Genomic DNA, 17,847 nt, shown 5'->3' with positions numbered 1-17,847 from the left:
TTCGGAGTATTTCCTCCGGGGAATCCTCCGAATTCATTCGGGGGAGGACGTCAATGGTCTGGCTTTTCCATGGCTCCTGGGGCGCTTTCTGTGCGTCATGGGCGTGGTATTTCCGGGATCTATCTACTGTTGCGCTGGTTGGAACCGGGCCGCAGGCGCCCGGTTTTTTTGTTTTACGGGAGGTGATTCACTTATGCTCACCGAGCGGGAAATAGAATCCATGCCTGCTTTCCTAACCGTGGAAGAAGCAGCCGAAATACTGCGGCTCAAGCGGTCTACGGCTTACGAGTACGTGCGTCAGGGGATCATCCCCAGTATCCGTCTGGGCAGTTTTATCAGGGTGCCCAAAGCGCGGCTTGTGGAGTGGATGAAGGCGGACAGGCAAGAGGACGTGCAGGAGACGGGCGAGAGGACGGCGAAACTCTGACCCGTCCCTCTGCCCGCAGTCAACGCGGGAGGTTGAAATTTTGAAAGGACACATCAGAAAACGCGGGAAAAACTCCTGGGCAGTAGTGGTCGACCTGCCCAGGGACCCGGAGACCGGGAAGCGCAGGCGGAAGTGGGTTACGGTCCAGGGGACCAAAAAGGACGCCGAGAAGGTGCTGGCGAAGCTCCTGACCGAAATTTACGAAGGCCGTGCGGGCACGGCACCCGCCAGGCTGACTTTGGGCGAGTACCTGGACAGGTGGCTGGAAACGGTGGAAATGGGTGTAAAACCCTCTTCGATACGTACGTACCGCAAGGAGGTCGGGTGGTGGAAAGAGGGGTTGCTGGGGAATATACCTCTGGCTAAACTCACGCCTCTGGATGTACAACGGGCGGTAGCCGTCTTGGGTACAAGGTTTGCGCCCAGGACGGTACGCGGAGCGTTCGCAATTCTACGTGCGGCCCTGCGGCAGGCTGTCAAATGGGGGCTGTTGGGAAAGGATCCGACAGACGGAGTAAAATTACCACCTACTTACGCCAGCGAGATGAAAGTGTGGACAGAAGAGGACATAGTTCGTTTTCTAAGAACAGCCCGTAAAAGCCACTACTACCCTCTCTTTGTTCTGGCCCTGTCTACCGGAATGAGAATAGGAGAACTGCTGGGTTTAAAGTGGGAGGACGTTGATTTAGAAACAGGGGAGGTGTATATAAAAAGAACGCTGATCGACAGGTCGATAATAAAAGGGGTTGTGTTTGCGCTTCCAAAAACCCGTACGTCCAGCCGGAAAGTTCCGTTAGATCCTTTCACAGTAGAAATTTTAAAACAACACAAAAAAAAGCAGACAGAGGCACGTCTCAAAAAAGGGCCGGATTGGACAGACTACGGGTTGGTTTTTTGTACCAACCGAGGGCTACCTTTATACCACTCAAATATCAGAGCCGCATTTAAAAGGACGGTACGCAGGGCGGGTGTGCCGCTCATCCGCTTTCATGACCTTCGACACACTCACGCCACCCTCCTGCTGAAGAAAAGTGTCCATCCCAAAATTGTCGCTGAACGTCTGGGCCACTCAAGCATTAAAATAACTTTAGATACCTACTCTCACGTCTTACCGGATACCCAGGCAGAAGCGGTAAGTGCGCTGGAAAAGATTTTGCAAGCCAGCAATTACACTTCCAGACGGAGTTGAGCAGTAGATTATCGCGGGTTGCAAATGGTTGCAAACAAAGCTGGCAGGGCGTGAAAACCCAGAAAAAACAAGGATGGAAAAGCACGATACGTTAAAAACTAGCTTTAGTATAAAAATTGCTTACAGAATTTCTGTAGAAAGAAATTGTCATGTAAATTTATTATCCAAAACAAAAAACAATCAACAACACTTTGAGAGGAAATGAAGGTTTTCAACCATGGAACCAGTATGGTATAAATCCTGGCCTGACGGGGTCCCCCGGGAAATGGTCTACCCGGATGTAACGATACCGGAAACAGTCCGGATGCATGCTCAAAAGTATCCCGAACGCGAAGCAATTAATTTCTATGGATACAGGATCAGTTATGCTGAATTGGAAAGGATGGCGTCATCCTTCGCTGCCTCTCTTTGGGAACTGGGCGTCAGAAAAGGGGACCGGGTTTGCTTCTTCATGCAAAACTGTCCCCAGTATATCATTGCCATCCTGGCCACCTGGCGGATCGGTGCGGTGGCTGTTACTGCGAATCCCATGTTTAAGGAGGATGAACTTGCCTACCAGTTAAAGGATTCTGAATCCGAAACAATCATCCTAATGGATTTCCTGTACCCGATTTTGCAGCGCATCCTGGATAAAACTTATTTGCGGAATGTAATTATTACAGGCTATAAGGATTTTTTGCCCTCTGTCCCCGAGCTGCCCCTGCACCCTTCTTTAAAAATACCCAGGCAGTTCTTCCCAAAAACACTGGAAATGCTGGAATTGTTAAATTCTAAACACGATCCCCCCTGCGCGGATTTCAACCCCGACTACGATCTTGCCCTCCTCCAGTATTCATCGGGCGTGACCGGGATACCTAAAGGGGCGATGATTACCCATGCCAATATGCTTTCGAATACCATCTGTTCGGCCTTATGGCTCAAGGCGGATAACGGTATTCACCTGGCGGTACTGCCCCTGTTCCACGTCACCGGGTTGATCCACTGCCTGAACATGCCTCTATACACTGCAGGTACCATCATTCTGCTGGCACGTTACGATACGGAAACGGTACTCAGGGCAATTGAAAAATATCGTTGCAGCCACTGGGTAAGTATTGCCACCATGAATGTTGCAGTGGTTAACTACCCGAAAGTGAGAAAATACGATTTAACCTCACTTAAAGCTTGTGTTTCTGGTGGCGCTCCCGTCCCCCTGGAAGTGTTTAAAAAATTTAAAGATATTACTGGTCTCGGTCTGGTAGAGGGATATGGGCTTAGCGAGACCGTTTCACAGGTAACCATTAATCCGTTGGATAAACCACGCCCGGGTTCGATAGGCATCCCTGTTATAAATACAAGGGTAAAGATTGTGGATCTTGCCGATTCATCCAGAGAAGTACCTTCAGGTGAAATGGGAGAGCTCCTTGTAAAAGGACCTCAGGTGACGAGGGGATATTGGAAAAGACCCGAAGAAACCGCCCTTTACATAAAAGACGGGTGGCTGGCCACCGGGGATATCGTGAGGATGGATAAGGACGGCTACCTGTACATAGCGGGCCGGAAAAAAGAATTAATCAAAGCTTCAGGATACAGTGTTTTCCCACAGGAAGTGGAAAATTTTCTGAGTGAGCATCCCGCGATTGCCGAGGTAGCGGTAGCAGGTATTCCTGACCCTTACCGCGGTGAAAGTGTCAAAGCCTATGTGGTGCTTAAAACGGATTACGAGAACAAAATAAGCGAAATCGACATTATTAACTGGGCCCGGCAAAAAATGGCAGCCTATAAGTACCCCAGAGTAGTGGAGTTTCGCAAGGAACTCCCCAGAAACGGGGACGGAAAAATATTACGCCGTCTTTTAACCGGTGAGCCGGGCCTAAATAAAGTTGATATTTAGCTATTTGTTCAGTATTTAAACCTTAATGTTAAGAATCTAAACGTAATTTTTACGCACCTGCCCCTGCATGTATTATTTGCCTGATGGCATAAGAATTGCTTGTGTATATTGTAACGGTTTTGAACTAGGAGGGGGAAGATGAGGACAGCAGAGCAGTACAGGGCAAAACTCCGTTCTATGCGTAAGAACGTTTATATCGACGGAAAGCTGGTGGAAAGAGACGATCCCCAGTTGATTCCGGGCCAGAATGTGGTAGCCGAAACATTTAATTTTGCCGCTGACCCCCGATATGCCGAATTAATGACGGCCAGGTCCCATATTACTGGCAGGATAATTAACCGTTTCACCCATATCCACCAAAGTGTGGATGACCTGTTGAAAAAACAGGAGATGACCAGACTTTTATGTCAGCATGTGGGCGGCTGCATCCAGCGTTGCATGGGTGTCGACGCTCTGAATGCCTTATCCGTGGTTACCAAAAACTGCGATCTGGCCATGGGCACCAACTACCATGAGCGTTTCCTCAAGTACCTGGAGTATTACCAGGAGAACGACCTGGTTGGCAACTGTGCTCAGACCGATGTCAAGGGCGACAGGATGAAAAGACCCCACGAGCAGGTAGACCCGGACCTTTATCTGCGGGTGGTGGAAAAACGCTCCGATGGGATCGTGGTTCGCGGAGCCAAAGCGCACAATACCATTGCCCCCTACGCTGATGAAATCATCGTGTTACCCACCCGCTTCATGACCGAGAAAGATGCTGATTGGGCTGTAGCTTTTGCCATACCGGCGGATACGGAAGGTGTGTACCTGATCTGCAGGGCCACGGCACCCAGGCCGCGGAAAGAATTGAAAGCACCCTTCGCGGACTATGGTTCTGCCGATTCTCTTACGGTTTTCGACAATGTGTTTGTGCCCTGGGAGCGGGTCTTCCTGTGCGGAGAAACAAGTTTTGCTGGCCAGCTGGCCATACAATTTGCAAATTTCCACCGCCATAGCTACACCGGTTGTAAACCTGCAGTTACCGATATAATCATGGGTACCGCCGCCCTGGTTGCAGAGTACAACGGGATCGAAAAGGCTTCACACGTCCGGGACAAACTGGCCCAGCTGGTAGCCGTGGCCGAACTGGTTTACGGTACCGGGATCGCAGCGGCGGTCAAAGCACATAAAGCTGCCTCTGGAACATTCGTGCCTGATTTCGTATATACCAACGTAGCCCGCTATCATGCCGGCATCAATATATACCATGAACATGAGATATTGGCTGACATTGCCGGCGGGCTGCCTGCCACCCTTCCGCCGGAGGGTGACTTTTTGAACCCGGTCACCAGGGATTTTCTGAACAAATATATTATGCGTAATCCAGCCGTCAGTGCCGAGAACCAGCACCGTTGTTTCCGCCTGTGCAGCGATTTGCTGTGCTCTGCCCACACAGGGGTGAGGCAGGTGGGGGGGATTCACGGTGGTGGATCTCCAATCATGGAAAAGATTGCTATCACGGGTATGTACGATATCAATGCTAAGAAAAAAATTGCCAGGCGCCTGGCGGGAATTGAAGATTAAAAACTGAAAGAGGAGATGGTTAGATTGACTATACCTGGTATTAACAACATTTGTGTGGTTGGGGCCGGCAATATGGGTCACCAGATCGCTCTTTGTTTTGCCATTGCCGGCTACAAGGTAAAGTGTACCGATATCAGCCCGGAAGTTTTGAAAAAAGCGGAAGAATTTGCCGACAAATATCTTCCCGAGCGGGTGGCCAAAGGTAAAATGAGTGAAGATCTGGCCAGGCAGGCCAGGAGCAATATCTCTTTTACCACAGATTTAAAAGAAGCTGCCACTGATGCTGATGTGGTGATTGAGGCCATTTTAGAGAAATTGGATTTGAAACTGAAGTTGTTTGCCCAACTGGATGAAATCTGTCCTCCCCACACCATACTGGCCACCAACAGCTCCTTTATCGTGAGTTCGAAATTGGCTCCGGCCACCAGGCGACCAGCTCAGGTGTGCAATATGCATTTCTTCAATCCCGCTCTGGTAATGAAGCTGGTGGAAGTGGTTAAAGGCCCCCATACTGCAGATGAGACCGCTCAAAAGATATATGAGCTTGCCAGGGATATAGGCAAAATTCCAGTCATGCTGAAAAAGGAAATTTACGGGTTCCTGGTCAACCGCATTGTATCTGCTATAAACCGTGAAGCTCTTTACATCTATGATATGGGAGTGGCTTCCTACGAGGATATCGATAAGGCTGTGGTCTATGCCCTGGGTCACCCCATGGGCCCCTTCCGCCTTATGGACCTGACGGGTATCGATCTGGCTTACTACATTGGTATGGAGCGCTACCAGGAAACCGGTGACCCGGCCCACAAGCCATCGCCCATTGTGGTGGAGAAGTTTGTCAAGAAAGAGTGGGGCCAGAAGACCGGCAAGGGCTTTTATGATTACACCAAATAAGATAGCAAAGAACAAGCCAAAAAACAAATCCAGGGGTGGTAACTGAAATGCGTGAAGCTGTAATTGTGGGGGCAGCCAGAACCGCTATCGCCAGGGAAAACGGTGGCTTAAAGGATGTTCCACCTGAGACCCTTGCTGCTATAGTGATGAAAGAAGCTGTGGCCAGGAGTGGACTGCGTCAAACTGAATTGATTGACGAGGTCATATTCGGACACTGTCTGGGTGCTCCCGGTTGCCTCGGGCGTATGGCCTTACTGCGAGCCGGTCTGCCGGTCGAAATCCCGGCTATCACTATTGACCGCCAGTGCGGCTCAGGTTCTACCGCCGTAAACCTGGCAGCGGCTCATATATGGGCGGGCGCGGGAGATATTTACCTGGCGGGCGGAGCTGAAAGCATGACCCGCATGCCTTACCTGCTTGAGAAACCTCTTTCGTTTCAGCGGACGCCCCCCAGGTGGATATCCCCCAGGCCATTGAGCCCGCAGGAAATTGGCGACCCGCCAATGGGCATCACCGCTGAAAATGTGGCTGAACGTTTTAACGTTTCTAGAGAAGAGCAGGATGAATTTGCTTATTTAAGCCAGGTTAAGGCAGCGAGAGCAATTAAAGAAGGTAGATTTAAAGAACAGATTGTCCCAGTAACGATTCCCCAGAAGAAAGGCGAACCTGTGGTATTCCAGGTGGATGAGCATCCCCGCCCCGGCACCACCGTGGAAGTGCTGGCCAAGCTCCCCCCGGCTTTTAAAAAAGGCGGGACGGTAACTGCGGGTAATTCTTCCGGTATTAACGATGGGGCCGGTGCCTTGCTGGTTGCCTCCCGGGAAAAGGCCGAAGAACTGGGTTTGAAGCCCCTGGCCGTAATAAGGGCCTTTGGTTCGGCAGGCGTGGACCCCAATATTATGGGTATGGGACCGGTTCCCGCTACCAGGAAAGCCCTGGCCAGAGCCGGATTGACCATCGACCAGATGGATGTAATTGAACTTAACGAAGCTTTTGCCTCTCAGGCTATTGCGTGCTGCCGTGAACTGGGCATCGACTGGCGGGACCAGGAGAAATTCAATCCCAATGGCGGGGCTATAGCTCTGGGGCACCCCATTGCTGCCACCCTGGCTATTCTAATAGTCAAGGCGGTTTACGAACTGCACCGGAGAGGTGGCCGGTACGCCCTGATTACTGCTTGCTGCGGCGGTGGCCAGGGTGTGGCTACTATCATTGAAAGGTGTTGAGATTTTAAAAATTCCTGACAATTATTAGGAGAGTTGAAAAATGTCTAAGCCCGTGGTCTCCGTTGTCGCATACAAAGACCCATACCATTCACTGAGGGAAGCACTGGAGCTGTGCGATGGTTTGAGGGATTTTGATAAAAGTCACAAGATCTTGATCAAACCCAACCTTGTGTCCTGGGACTTTGAATTACCCTTCCCCCCCTTTGGTGTGATAACCACCTCGGCGGTTGTATTTGCACTCGTGCGAATCCTGCACGAAGAGGGGTTCCGCAATATCACCATTGGCGAAGGACCTCTTGCGATTCCCAAACCCAAGGGAAGGGCTATGTTTAAGACGCTTGGATATGAAAAATTGCGGGACAATTACGGGGTAGAACTGATTGATTTCAATGAAGATAAATTTGAAGAAGTGGATTTCGGGAATTTTAAGCTTTCTGTGGCCAGAAAGGTCCTGGAAGCAGATAAAATTATCAATTTACCGGTACTTAAAACTCATAACCAGTGTAAGGTATCACTGGGCATTAAAAATCTTAAGGGATGTCTGAACAGAAAATCAAAGATGTTTTGTCACGGCAAAGATTGGTCGTTGGACCATACTTTCCCCCACCTGATGCGAAAATTACCCGTAGCTCTTACCGTCATTGACGGTATTTTCACACTGGCGAAAGGTCCCGGACATACCGGTTATGCCTACCGGAAAAATCTGCTCATAGCTTCCCGTGATGCCCTGGCCTGTGATGTGGTAGGGGCGGAACTGATGGGTTACAGGGCTGCCGAAGTGGGACACCTTAAGTATTTTGCCGGGCTCAATAACCGTGATACCGACCTGGCTGGTATTGAAATTCGCGGGGAAGATGTGGAAAAACACAGGTCCTATATTGACTACGACTGGGAGTGGACGGTAGACGATACAGGACCCATCGGTTTTCAAAGAAGAGGTATTACCGGTCTTGCCATAAGGAAATACGACGATTCTCTCTGTACTGGCTGTTCCACGATGTACAATCCCATGCTCATTATGTTCATGTCTGCTTTCAAGGGCAAACCCTTCCCCAATGTGGAGGTTGTATCCGGTAAAAGGCAGGTGGCTTCGCCGGGATTTGACTATACAGTACTATTTGGAAGGTGCGCTTGTGTTTTAAATAAAAACAATCCTGATATCAAAAAAGCTATTGCCCTGAAAGGATGTCCGCCAAGCATACAGGAACTGGACGAGGCCCTCAAAGAAGCAGGCATATTCTGCGACTATAACGAGTATGTCAAATACCGTCACTATATTTTCAATCGCTATAAGAAAGAAGACGGCTTCGACCTGGGGCTCTACTTGATGTAGTGATTGTAAGGAGCTGGAGTGTATAATGGACCTGGCTCAATTTGGGATTTATAAAGTTAAGTTGCCCCTGCCGTTTAAACTTGACCATGTAAACTGTTATGCGGTCAAAGGCAGGCAGGGGTGGGTTATTGTTGACTCAGGTTTAAATTATGAACCGACCAGGCGGGCCTGGTTGGATTTTATGGACAGCCAGGGTTTTAAGCCACGTGACATTACCGGTATTTACGTAACGCATTATCATCCGGATCATTACGGGGCGGCGGGTTGGCTGCAACAAATATCCGGCGCCCCGGTTTACATGAGTTCCATTGAGGCATCACTGGTTGAACGGATATGGAGGCGTAATGATCAGGATAAAAAAATTATAGCCGGTATGTTCCGGGAAAACGGTATGCCTGGCGACCTGATCAACAGGATGTTGGCGGGCTTGGATGAAATGCGTTCGATGGTGGACCCGCAGCCCCGGGTGACTCCCATTTCAAACGGGGGAGAAGTACTGCTGGGCGACTATCGCTACCGTGTAGTCTTGACTCCGGGTCACTCAGACGGGCACGTGTGCTTTTACCAGGAACAGAGCGGTTTATTGCTGTCGGGTGATCACCTGCTGCCCAAAATCTCGTCCAACATCAGCCTGTGGCCTTATGCTCATCCAGACCCCCTCCACAACTTCCTGACCTCTCTGGAGGAAAGCCACCGGTTAAACGCGAGCCTTGTATTACCTGCGCACGGTGATTGTTTCAGCAATTTACGGGAGAGGGTGGGAGAACTCCAGGCACACCACCGGGAGCGCCTGAATTTAATGAAGCGAATTGCCTCCAGAGGTGCCAGTGCATACCAGGTTTGCCGGGAGGTTTTTGGCGACAGGCTGTCCTTCCACGAGCTCCGTTTTGCCATGACGGAGACACTGGCACACCTGGTATATCTGGAAAAAAGGGGCGAACTGCTGGTCAGCAAGGTAGATGGTGTCTATATCTATTCCAGTTGAGCAGTATTGGCTTTGCACAAATCTCGAGCCGTTATTTTTCTCCTTTCAGGCCGTTGAGGAAGCCGAAACAAATTAGTAAAGGAGGGGGTTTTGTTGCTGAGTAATTATTTTGAGGATTTGAATGTCGGTGACCGCTGGGTTTCGCGTGCTCGAACCATTACAGAAACCGATATTGTTATGTTTGCTGCGTTCAGCGGTGACTGGTACCAGTTGCATACCGACCGGGAATGGGCGGCCAGGACACAGTTCGGACAGAGGATTGCCCACGGGCTTCTGGTGCTTTCGGTAGCTTCGGGTTTTATGGACCTGTCGGAAGGCAAAGTTATCGCGTTTTACGGCCTGGACCACGTGCGCTTTACCGGCCCGACTTTTATTGGCGATACCATTCACGTGGAACTCGAAGTGGTGGAGAAAAAGGAAAAAGGACCTGACCGGGGACTGGTCAAGTTCAGACAAGAAATTAAAAACCAGCATGGCAAAGTTGTGGCTGTGGCTGATCTGCTTATGTTGATGCAAAGGAAGCCCCAATCATGAAGTAGTTGAGCCTTAAAACATTAAGAATTGTCAGAACTGGCAAATTACTCAAATACTTTGAATGGGATAAAAATGGGGGGTGCTGGCATGGATTTCCCAAGGCCATATTTAAAGGCTTACCGGGACGGAGGAATGGAATGGGATATTAAGATTGCGCCACGAACTTTACACAGCCTCCTTTTTGATTCGGCTAAAAAATATCCGGACAAAACGGCGCTGATATTTTACGGGCATAAGATTTCTTATGCTCAGCTGGCTGGTGCGGTAAAAAGGGCTGCCTCGGTATTGTATGAGCTTGGCCTGCGTAAAGGGGACAGGGTCGCCTTGATGTTGCCCAACTGTCCGGATTTTGTGATTGCTTATTATGCCATACTCAGCCTGGGCGGGATAGTGGTCAATACCAACCCGATGTATGTGGAGCGGGAAATAGAACATCAGGTAAACGATTCCGGTGCGAAGATGATCGTCACCCTCTATGACCTGTATTTCCGGGTGAAGAACGTGCGCAACAACACTCCGCTGGAAAAGGTCATGCTTACCGGATTTACAGGCAAGCCTGAAACAATGCCGGACGACACGTTCTGGTTCCCGGATTTTTACGCACAGGACCGTCCCCCTGCGCCGCCGGTGGAGATCAACCCGGAGCAAGATCTGGCCGTGTTGCAGTACACGGGTGGTACCACAGGTGTTTCCAAGGGTGTTATGTTGACGCATTATAATCTGTATGTCAATTCACAGCAGGTCGACTACTTCTTCGCCAGCGAGGAGAAAAAACAGCTTATTCTTGGTGTGTTGCCCTTCTTTCATGTTTATGGCATGACTACCTGCATGAATCTGGCTATGGCTGCCGGAACCACCCTGATCCTGGTGCCGCGTTTCGTGCCGGAGGAAATAGCCAGGATCATCAGTGAATACAGGCCTACTTTCTTTCCCGGTGTACCGACCATGTTCGTAGCTCTTCTTAATTACCCTGAATTCAAAGATTACGACAAAGTAATGGAATACAACTCCGGCGGTGCACCCATGCCCGTGGATGTTCTTTTGAAATATAATAAGCTGCTCGAGGGGACCGGTTCGGTATTTACAGAGGGTTACGGACTTTCAGAATCTTCTCCCGTTACTCACTGCAACCCCGGCTTTGGCATCAGGAAACCGGGCAGCATCGGTATCCCCTTCCCGGCTACCGATGCAGCCGTGGTTGAACCGGGGACGGGTAGATTTTTGCCTCCGGGAGAAGTGGGCGAACTTGTTGTTCGGGGTCCCCAGGTGATGAAAGGTTACTGGAATATGCCCGGGGAAACTGCCCAGGCCCTTAAAGATGGGTGGCTTTACACCGGTGACATGGCCAGGATGGACGAGGATGGATATTTTTATATTGTGGACCGCAAGAAGGATATAATTATCGCCAGCGGTTATAACATCTACCCGCGGGAGATTGAAGAAGTGCTGTTTGAACACCCCAAGGTGCAGGAGGCGGTGGTGGCGGGAGTGCCGCACGCCTACCGGGGGGAGACGGTCAAGGCCTACATCGTACTCAAACAGGGGGAAACTGCCACGGAAGAAGAGATAATAAAATATTGCAAGGAAAAACTGGCTCCCTACAAAGTGCCGAAACTAATTGAATTCAGGCAAGAATTACCCAAGTCGGTGGTAGGTAAATTGCTGCGGCGCAAGCTGGTGGAGGAAGAAAAACAAAAGCTGGAAGCTTCCAGGGAATAGCTTTTGAGAAATAAACAGAAAAAAAGCCCCTTAATTAATTTTATTAAAAAAAGCGGATCGGTAGCCATAAGTCTTTCCCTTTTAGCTAAAAACCTGGGAACGCCATTGAGTACCCTCAAACTGGTCATTAAGAGACTGTGTCTCTGCAAGAAGATCGTGGTAGTAGTACATGGAACAGGTCGTTCTGCTGTTTCATCTTTGGTTGGGTGGGGGGGTGGGCCCCCTTTAGCTCGTCCACCGTGATAGATTAGGGTGAACCAGGTTCACTTTTTGCCGGAAGTCTTGTCGTTACTGGGTTCCACGGCTCTTTTATCCGGTCGCAAATTGGTGGGCTAAGTATTTTGGTTGTGTTCATTGAGCCGCCGGTCTCAGCCTGGTGTTAACCAGTCTGAGACCGTGCGGAACCGGGCGAAGCCCAGCCTATTTCTTACCTCGGCTGGTGTACTTGCAGGGTTATGATGTCTAGGTTTGGTTGGGGTTTGGTTTTAGTTTTGTACTCTCTTCCTTGATAAATTCTTGCAGGGCTTGAATCATTTCTTCAGCTTGGTGGATGGCCAATCTCCGTTTATCGTCGCTCATTCTGGTTGGCCTGCGTTTTAACGCTTTTATTGAACGTTGTCAAGAAGGATTTGCTTTAAAGCAGTCCCTGGTGGCCATTTGCTGCAAGCTTTTGCGCATCATCTTTGCCCTGGCACGCAAGGGAATGACGTATGAGAGGACGGGCTAAAAAAGTGGGGATGGTTCAGTAGTACAACCACTTGACGTAAGTAAAAGTTTTAGTTTATAATCAAAAAAAAGAGAAGAGGACTTGTTTTAAGATAAAAAAATATTTAAGAAATATTTAAGATAAAAAAATAAAAAAAATAATAAAGGTGCTTAAAAGCTATTCAGAGTCTTAAGCGGGAAGAGGGTAGCGTGGCTAAAGAGAGCCAAACAATTCCCTCTTTTTCTATATTCAGGGATCGACTTAAACCCCTTATTTTGGACATCAGGCACAAAGTGGTAGAGCTTTCATAGAAATTCTTTTTGCCTCTTCGTAATACTCTGCCGGAGTGAGGTAGTGAATTCCTGAATGGATCCGGATGTTGTTGTAAAACACCATAAACTCCGACACTACCTGATATGCCTCGGCAAAACTATTAATTGGTGCCTTGATAAACATTCTTCCTCCAAAATGCTGTGAAAGGCTTTAATATGGGCATTTTTATTCGGTGTTTTGTAGGGAATAAGCTCGTGCTGCAGTAGCTATTCCTTAATATGATCGTCATCGATTCGCTGGCCTTTGTCATTGAACGAATAACCTGCTGGCCGCCCACCGTTACGCCTAGTCCTGTGCTGGCCCCGCAAGTGGTAATAATAGGTGGAATGGCTTACACCAAGGATTCCGAAGAACTACAGTCGTCTTATAGCCTAAAGCAATCCATTTCCTGACTATGGCTTTTATCTGCAAGTGTGGGTTTGTTTTTTTAACAAGTCTTTTAGTATTTCTATCTCCAGCTCTTTTCTATTGGATATTGTTTCCTGATCACCAAATAACCCCCTCACCTTAACTCTACCAGATGTAAGGTTTTTGTCCAATGTAGTTGGGGGGCTAAATAGTATCCCAAAGATAAGGCGGGATAAGTAGACTATGAATGAGCAGACAGTTACGATAGGAAGGTTAGCTATCTGGATAGCGATGAGTGACGAGTATGAAGAAGCTGAAATATTTGAAAAGGCAAAAAGCAATCAATATAGGGTTTGTAAAGGGCGTGTAGGCTCGATGGATGGGGAGAAGATCTTCGCAGCCGTAGAAACTGCTGCTAAAAGGAACGGGATTATTAGTGAACGACAGTACCACGAAGAGCACGCTCTTTACCATGCGACTCTCGAAGCTTTTCAGGGTGCATGCCGGGGGCAACCCTTGTTGAAGGGTGTTCTGCGGAGTGGGGGTTTTACTTTTAGTGTCGTTCGTGGGCCGAGGAGGTCAGGGGATCTTTCCGATGGTGAGTGGGTAGCTGTCGCTCTGTTTGGTACGATGGGGGCGCCGATCAAGGGTTTTGAGCATGAAGTGATCGGGTTGGGGATCAACAATCTAAGCAGCTAAGAATGGGATGAGTGGATAGTAAAAATTAGTTTTTCTTATGTTCTCCGTACATACTCATAGCTATTAGCCATAAGGGAGTATAGTACAGCAGTTGTACTGTTACTCCCTTATATGTTTTTGATGTTTGATGGTTGCTGATTAAACTTTGAAGGGGGAGGTTCTATTTTATAATTATTTCTGGTTTGATTTGAAGCCGGAGCGAGGGAGGTGATCATTATAGCAATTATGGCGCTGGTTTTTTTGAATGACGTAAAAGGTTCAATTTGAGAAGGATATTCTTTTTTATAGCTTAATTTACTTATTTTAGAAAAGAGGGGATTTTTCATAATGATTAAGGACCTCTTTCGAAAGAAAACGCCAGAAATGATTCAGGATACAGTAGAGCACTCACGCCTGAAAAGGGAGCTATCAGCATTTGACCTTGCTCTGATAGGTATTAGCTGCGTGATTGGGACGGGAATATTCGTAGCAACAGGGCAAGGAGCATCCTTGGCGGGCCCAGGTGTGATTTTGTCTTATGCTGTTGCAGCTATCTGCTGTGCTTTGTGTGCATTTACCTACGCAGAACTGGCAACGATGTTTCCTATTGCAGGAAGCACCTACTCCTTTTGTTATGCGGCATTCGGTGAGATCATTGCTTGGATCATCGGCTGGGATCTTCTCCTTGAATACTTGGTTTCTTCATCTGCTGTAGCGTCTGGCTGGTCATCTACCCTCGTAGGTGTTTTACGAAGTATGGGGATTAATTTGCCACATGCTTTGACTAATTCGCCTCTCGCAGGAGGAATAGTTGATCTACCCGCGGTTCTTGTTGTAATGTTCATCACTTGGATACTTTATAGAGGTGTCAAAGAAAGTGCCAACTGGAATAATGCAATGGTTGCTGTAAAAGTTGGTGTAATAGTATTGTTTATTATCATGGGAATGACGCATGTGCATCTTGTTAACCTGAAGCCGTTGCTGCCGTTTGGTTGGAAGGGTGTGATGGCAGGAGCATCCATTGTCTTCTTTGCCTTCATCGGTTTTGATGATATCTCCACTGCTGCAGAAGAAACAGCAAACCCTAAGAGGGATGTGCCACTTGGTGTTGGCATTTGTGTTGCCGTTGTGATTCTGCTTTATATGTTGGTGGCTTTTACGCTGTGCGGAATAGTACCGTTCCGTCAGATCGATGTTAATGATGCCTTGCCTTCTGCACTTAGAATGATCGGGATCAACTGGGGAGGAGATCTTGTTGCAGTTGGCGGTATAGTCGGTATGATTGCAACCATTCTTGTGATAAACTACGGCCAGATCAGGATCTTCATGACAATGGCTCGAGATGGGCTATTACCCCCTGCCTTTGAAAAAATTCATCCGGTTTGTAGGACCCCACATATCTGCACATGGATAACTGGTATTATATGTGCAGTCATAGCGGGGTTCTTTCCTTTCAGCGTGATTATTGACCTTTGCAACATAGGCACCCTATTTGCTTTTATACTCGTTTCCATCGGAGTTATTGTATTGAGAAAAACTATGCCTGATGTCGAAAGGAAATTCAGGCTGCCAGGAGTGCCGTTTACTCCCCTGCTTACTATTGCAATGTGCGTTTACCTGATGGCATACCTGTCACCGTGGACTTGGTTGAGGTTTGCTATCTGGCTGATCGTGGGTGGTTCCTTATACTTCCTCTATGGATATAAACACAGTGCGCTCAGGAGAAATTGTGTAGAAGCTCCAACCACTGAGGCGTAATTGTACGGGCAATAATAATTGAAAATAATAAATAATAATTGAGATCTACTCAGAGTAAGTAGGTATAAGGGAGTAGAGATGCTTTTATAGTATCTTCTACTCCCTATTTTTCTTTTAATCCTATTACTTTCCTTAACCTGAGGAGGCTGATTGATTTGTTGAAGGTAGCCGCAGAAAATGATGTGGTAATGCTAGATGGCAACAGTTTAGCTTTGCGTGATGTGGTTAAAGTAGCTAGAAATAACATACCTGTAAAATTACATCCATTAGGAAAAGACAAGTTAATTAGATCAAGGCAAATTATCGAAGATATTGTAAATCACAAACAAACTGTTTATGGGGTGACAACAGGATTTGGTAAATTTAGCGATGTGACTATCCCCAAGAGTGATGTGGATGCGCTTCAAGAAAATATCATTAAGAGTCACTCCTGTGGTGTTGGAGAACCTCTTCCTACTGAAGTTGTACGTGCAATGATGCTTATTCGTGCGAATTCTCTTGTTAAAGGGTTTTCTGGGGTGCGGGTTGAGGTAGTTGAGCTTATTTTAGACATGCTTAATAACGGTGTGCATCCCGTTGTTCCATGTAAAGGGTCAGTTGGCGCGAGCGGAGATCTTGCACCGCTTTCTCATATTGCACTTGCTATGATCGGGCTGGGAGAGGTGGTCTATGAGGATAAGTTAATGCCAGCTGCTGAGGCTTTCAAAAAAGCTGGATTACAACCTCTTAGGCTGACAGCTAAAGAAGGGTTGGCCTTAATTAACGGAACGCAGTATATGAGTGCACTGGGTAGTCTCGCCTTATGGGATGCTAAAGAACTGTGGAAGGTCGCCCTGGTTGCTGCTACGATGTCTTTTGAAGCACTGGAAGGGATCCCGAGCGCCTTAGACCCGCAGGTTCATATGGTTCGGCCGCACAACGGTCAAATGCTTGTTGCGCAATGGATGTTAAGGCTGTTGTCTGGCAGTGAGTTGCTGGAGAGGGTGAAGCACAATAGGGTTCAGGATGCCTATAGCCTCAGGTGTATTCCTCAGGTGCATGGGGCATCCCTGGATGCACTTGGTTATATAGAGAACGTCTTAAATATCGAGATAAACTCAGCGAGCGACAATCCCTTGATCTTTCCTGAGACGGGTGATGTAATCAGCGGCGGGAATTTTCATGGTGAGCCCCTCGCCCTAGTGCTTGATTTCCTTTCAATTGCGATGTCCAAATTAGGGAATATTTCTGAACGCCGTATTGAAAGGCTGGTTAACCCTGCGCTAAACGGTAATTTGCCTGCTTTTCTGACAGAACATGGTGGCTTGAATTCAGGGCTAATGATTTTGCAGTATACGGCTGCAGCGCTTGTCTCAGAAAACAAGGTGCTTGCTCATCCTGCTTCTGTGGATTCAATCCCAACTTCAGGAAATCAAGAGGACCTTGTGAGCATGGGATCCATTGCAGCTTATAAGGCAAGGACCGTTGTTGAAAATGTGTCCTGGATAGTTGCCGGAGAGGTGCTTGCTGCTTGCCAGGCGTTAGATTTTGTATCGCACAGAATTGGTAAGGCAAGCCAGGCTGTACTCTCATTGGTCAGGAAACAGGTACCGCATTGGGAGGAGGATCGCATAATGTATAAGGACCTGGAGACCGTACATAATCTGGTGATCTCTGGTCAAATAAGGGATGAAGTAGAAAAGGCTGTAGGGCTTTGCTTTTTTAATCGGTATCAGAAGAAAGCTGAGAGAACCAAACAATTTGCAGCAGAGGAATGGTGGCGGTGATTAAAAAAGTGGATCTTCTTGTCTCTCATGCTGCCCAGCTGGTGACCGTTTCCGGGAATTCCGGTGCTCCCAAGCGTGGCCGGGGGATGTCCGAGATCGGCGTGATTCCGGACGGGGCTGTGGCAGCCAGAGACGGCGTGATCATCGATGTAGGGACAACTGAAGAAGTGCTTGGTCGAACAGAGCTGGCCGAAGATGGGGTTTTAGTCGATGCCACGGGAAAGGTCGTGCTTCCGGGGCTGGTAGACCCGCACACTCACCTGATCTTTGCGGGCTCACGGCAGCACGAGTTTGAAATGAAGATCCGTGGCAAGGGCTATCTGGAGATCCTGGCGGCTGGCGGCGGGATTCTCAATACGGTAAAGGCGACGCGGGCTGCGACCTGCGATGAACTCATAGCAGTTGGCGAGAAATACCTGGGGGAGATGCTTGCGCACGGGACGACAACGGCCGAGGTCAAGAGCGGCTACGGCCTTACACCTGAGGATGAGATCAAGATGCTGGAGGCTGTA

At 48.4% G+C, this 17,847-nt stretch carries 17 protein-coding genes; 16 read left to right on the top strand and 1 reads right to left on the bottom strand.

Features of this window, described 5'->3' with window-relative positions; genetic code table 11:
- Positions 1–193 precede the first annotated feature (193 nt).
- The 12 genes from ACPLUI_RS02375 to ACPLUI_RS02320 all read left to right on the top strand — a co-directional run bounded on the left by ACPLUI_RS02375 (position 194) and on the right by ACPLUI_RS02320 (position 12,473).
- Entirely contained in the window at positions 194–427 is a 234-nt protein-coding gene (locus tag ACPLUI_RS02375; RefSeq protein ID WP_424658672.1) for a helix-turn-helix domain-containing protein, read from the top strand.
- Positions 428–467: 40 nt separating this feature from the next.
- Positions 468–1,616, top strand: coding sequence for a tyrosine-type recombinase/integrase (locus ACPLUI_RS02370; protein ID WP_424658671.1), 1,149 nt, complete (start codon positions 468–470; stop codon positions 1,614–1,616).
- Between the two features lie 28 nt (positions 1,617–1,644).
- Entirely contained in the window at positions 1,645–1,821 is a 177-nt protein-coding gene (locus ACPLUI_RS02365; RefSeq protein WP_424658670.1) for a hypothetical protein, read from the top strand.
- A gap of 12 nt (positions 1,822–1,833) precedes the next feature.
- Entirely contained in the window at positions 1,834–3,489 is a 1,656-nt protein-coding gene (locus tag ACPLUI_RS02360; RefSeq protein ID WP_424658669.1) for an AMP-binding protein, read from the top strand.
- Positions 3,490–3,627: 138 nt separating this feature from the next.
- Positions 3,628–5,055 (top strand): 4-hydroxyphenylacetate 3-hydroxylase family protein, encoded by a 1,428-nt coding sequence (locus ACPLUI_RS02355; RefSeq protein ID WP_424658668.1) that lies wholly within the window; start codon positions 3,628–3,630, stop codon positions 5,053–5,055.
- A gap of 15 nt (positions 5,056–5,070) precedes the next feature.
- Positions 5,071–5,949 (top strand): 3-hydroxyacyl-CoA dehydrogenase family protein, encoded by an 879-nt coding sequence (locus ACPLUI_RS02350; RefSeq protein WP_424658667.1) that lies wholly within the window; start codon positions 5,071–5,073, stop codon positions 5,947–5,949.
- A gap of 47 nt (positions 5,950–5,996) precedes the next feature.
- Positions 5,997–7,175: a thiolase family protein gene (locus ACPLUI_RS02345; protein ID WP_424658666.1), complete on the top strand. Its 1,179-nt coding sequence runs from the start codon at positions 5,997–5,999 to the stop codon at positions 7,173–7,175.
- Between the two features lie 40 nt (positions 7,176–7,215).
- The gene (locus tag ACPLUI_RS02340; RefSeq protein ID WP_424658665.1) at positions 7,216–8,508 is read left to right on the top strand and encodes a DUF362 domain-containing protein; all 1,293 of its coding nucleotides are present in this window, start codon (positions 7,216–7,218) and stop codon (positions 8,506–8,508) included.
- Positions 8,509–8,533: 25 nt separating this feature from the next.
- Entirely contained in the window at positions 8,534–9,493 is a 960-nt protein-coding gene (locus ACPLUI_RS02335) for an MBL fold metallo-hydrolase (protein WP_424658664.1), read from the top strand.
- 93 nt (positions 9,494–9,586) lie between these two features.
- Complete coding sequence (locus tag ACPLUI_RS02330; RefSeq protein WP_424658663.1) at positions 9,587–10,027, top strand: MaoC/PaaZ C-terminal domain-containing protein; 441 nt, start codon at positions 9,587–9,589, stop codon at positions 10,025–10,027.
- An 87-nt stretch (positions 10,028–10,114) separates the two neighbouring features.
- On the top strand, positions 10,115–11,746 hold the full coding sequence (locus tag ACPLUI_RS02325) for a long-chain-fatty-acid--CoA ligase (protein WP_424658662.1): 1,632 nt from the start codon (positions 10,115–10,117) through the stop codon (positions 11,744–11,746).
- A gap of 550 nt (positions 11,747–12,296) precedes the next feature.
- Positions 12,297–12,473: a hypothetical protein gene (locus tag ACPLUI_RS02320; RefSeq protein ID WP_424658661.1), complete on the top strand. Its 177-nt coding sequence runs from the start codon at positions 12,297–12,299 to the stop codon at positions 12,471–12,473.
- 261 nt (positions 12,474–12,734) lie between these two features.
- Here the strand turns inward: ACPLUI_RS02320 and ACPLUI_RS02315 are convergent, their stop codons facing one another.
- Positions 12,735–12,908 carry an IS3 family transposase gene (locus ACPLUI_RS02315; protein WP_424658660.1) on the bottom strand — a complete coding sequence of 58 codons (174 nt, stop codon included), beginning with the start codon at positions 12,906–12,908 and terminating at the stop codon, positions 12,735–12,737.
- Between the two features lie 468 nt (positions 12,909–13,376).
- On the opposite strand from ACPLUI_RS02315, the gene ACPLUI_RS02310 reads away from it, so the two are divergent.
- The 4 genes from ACPLUI_RS02310 to ACPLUI_RS02295 form a co-directional block, all read left to right on the top strand.
- Complete coding sequence (locus ACPLUI_RS02310; RefSeq protein WP_424658659.1) at positions 13,377–13,832, top strand: HutP family protein; 456 nt, start codon at positions 13,377–13,379, stop codon at positions 13,830–13,832.
- Between the two features lie 327 nt (positions 13,833–14,159).
- Positions 14,160–15,569 carry an amino acid permease gene (locus tag ACPLUI_RS02305; RefSeq protein WP_424658658.1) on the top strand — a complete coding sequence of 470 codons (1,410 nt, stop codon included), beginning with the start codon at positions 14,160–14,162 and terminating at the stop codon, positions 15,567–15,569.
- Positions 15,570–15,724: 155 nt separating this feature from the next.
- Positions 15,725–17,335: a histidine ammonia-lyase gene (hutH, locus tag ACPLUI_RS02300; RefSeq protein WP_424658657.1), complete on the top strand. Its 1,611-nt coding sequence runs from the start codon at positions 15,725–15,727 to the stop codon at positions 17,333–17,335.
- 8 nt (positions 17,336–17,343) lie between these two features.
- The coding region (locus ACPLUI_RS02295; protein WP_424658656.1) for an amidohydrolase family protein at positions 17,344–17,847 on the top strand (504 nt) is incomplete at its 3' end.

Source organism: Desulfofundulus sp. (genome assembly GCF_049701015.1).
Classification (GTDB): Bacteria; Bacillota; Desulfotomaculia; order Desulfotomaculales; family Desulfovirgulaceae; genus Desulfofundulus.
This window is presented reverse-complemented; position numbering and strand designations above follow the sequence as displayed.

Bases quoted from the DNA above. Each gene is read 5' to 3' on its own strand.
- ACPLUI_RS02375 (WP_424658672.1), top strand. From the start codon at position 194: ATGCTCACCGAGCGGGAAATAGAATCCATGCCTGCTTTCCTAACCGTG.
- ACPLUI_RS02360 (WP_424658669.1), top strand. From the start codon at position 1,834: ATGGAACCAGTATGGTATAAATCCTGGCCTGACGGGGTCCCCCGGGAA.
- ACPLUI_RS02355 (WP_424658668.1), top strand. From the start codon at position 3,628: ATGAGGACAGCAGAGCAGTACAGGGCAAAACTCCGTTCTATGCGTAAG.
- ACPLUI_RS02350 (WP_424658667.1), top strand. From the start codon at position 5,071: ATGGTTAGATTGACTATACCTGGTATTAACAACATTTGTGTGGTTGGG.
- ACPLUI_RS02345 (WP_424658666.1), top strand. From the start codon at position 5,997: ATGCGTGAAGCTGTAATTGTGGGGGCAGCCAGAACCGCTATCGCCAGG.
- ACPLUI_RS02340 (WP_424658665.1), top strand. From the start codon at position 7,216: ATGTCTAAGCCCGTGGTCTCCGTTGTCGCATACAAAGACCCATACCAT.
- ACPLUI_RS02335 (WP_424658664.1), top strand. From the start codon at position 8,534: ATGGACCTGGCTCAATTTGGGATTTATAAAGTTAAGTTGCCCCTGCCG.
- ACPLUI_RS02325 (WP_424658662.1), top strand. From the start codon at position 10,115: ATGGATTTCCCAAGGCCATATTTAAAGGCTTACCGGGACGGAGGAATG.
- ACPLUI_RS02320 (WP_424658661.1), top strand. From the start codon at position 12,297: ATGGCCAATCTCCGTTTATCGTCGCTCATTCTGGTTGGCCTGCGTTTT.
- ACPLUI_RS02315 (WP_424658660.1), bottom strand. From the start codon at position 12,908: ATGTTTATCAAGGCACCAATTAATAGTTTTGCCGAGGCATATCAGGTA.
- ACPLUI_RS02310 (WP_424658659.1), top strand. From the start codon at position 13,377: ATGAATGAGCAGACAGTTACGATAGGAAGGTTAGCTATCTGGATAGCG.
- ACPLUI_RS02305 (WP_424658658.1), top strand. From the start codon at position 14,160: ATGATTAAGGACCTCTTTCGAAAGAAAACGCCAGAAATGATTCAGGAT.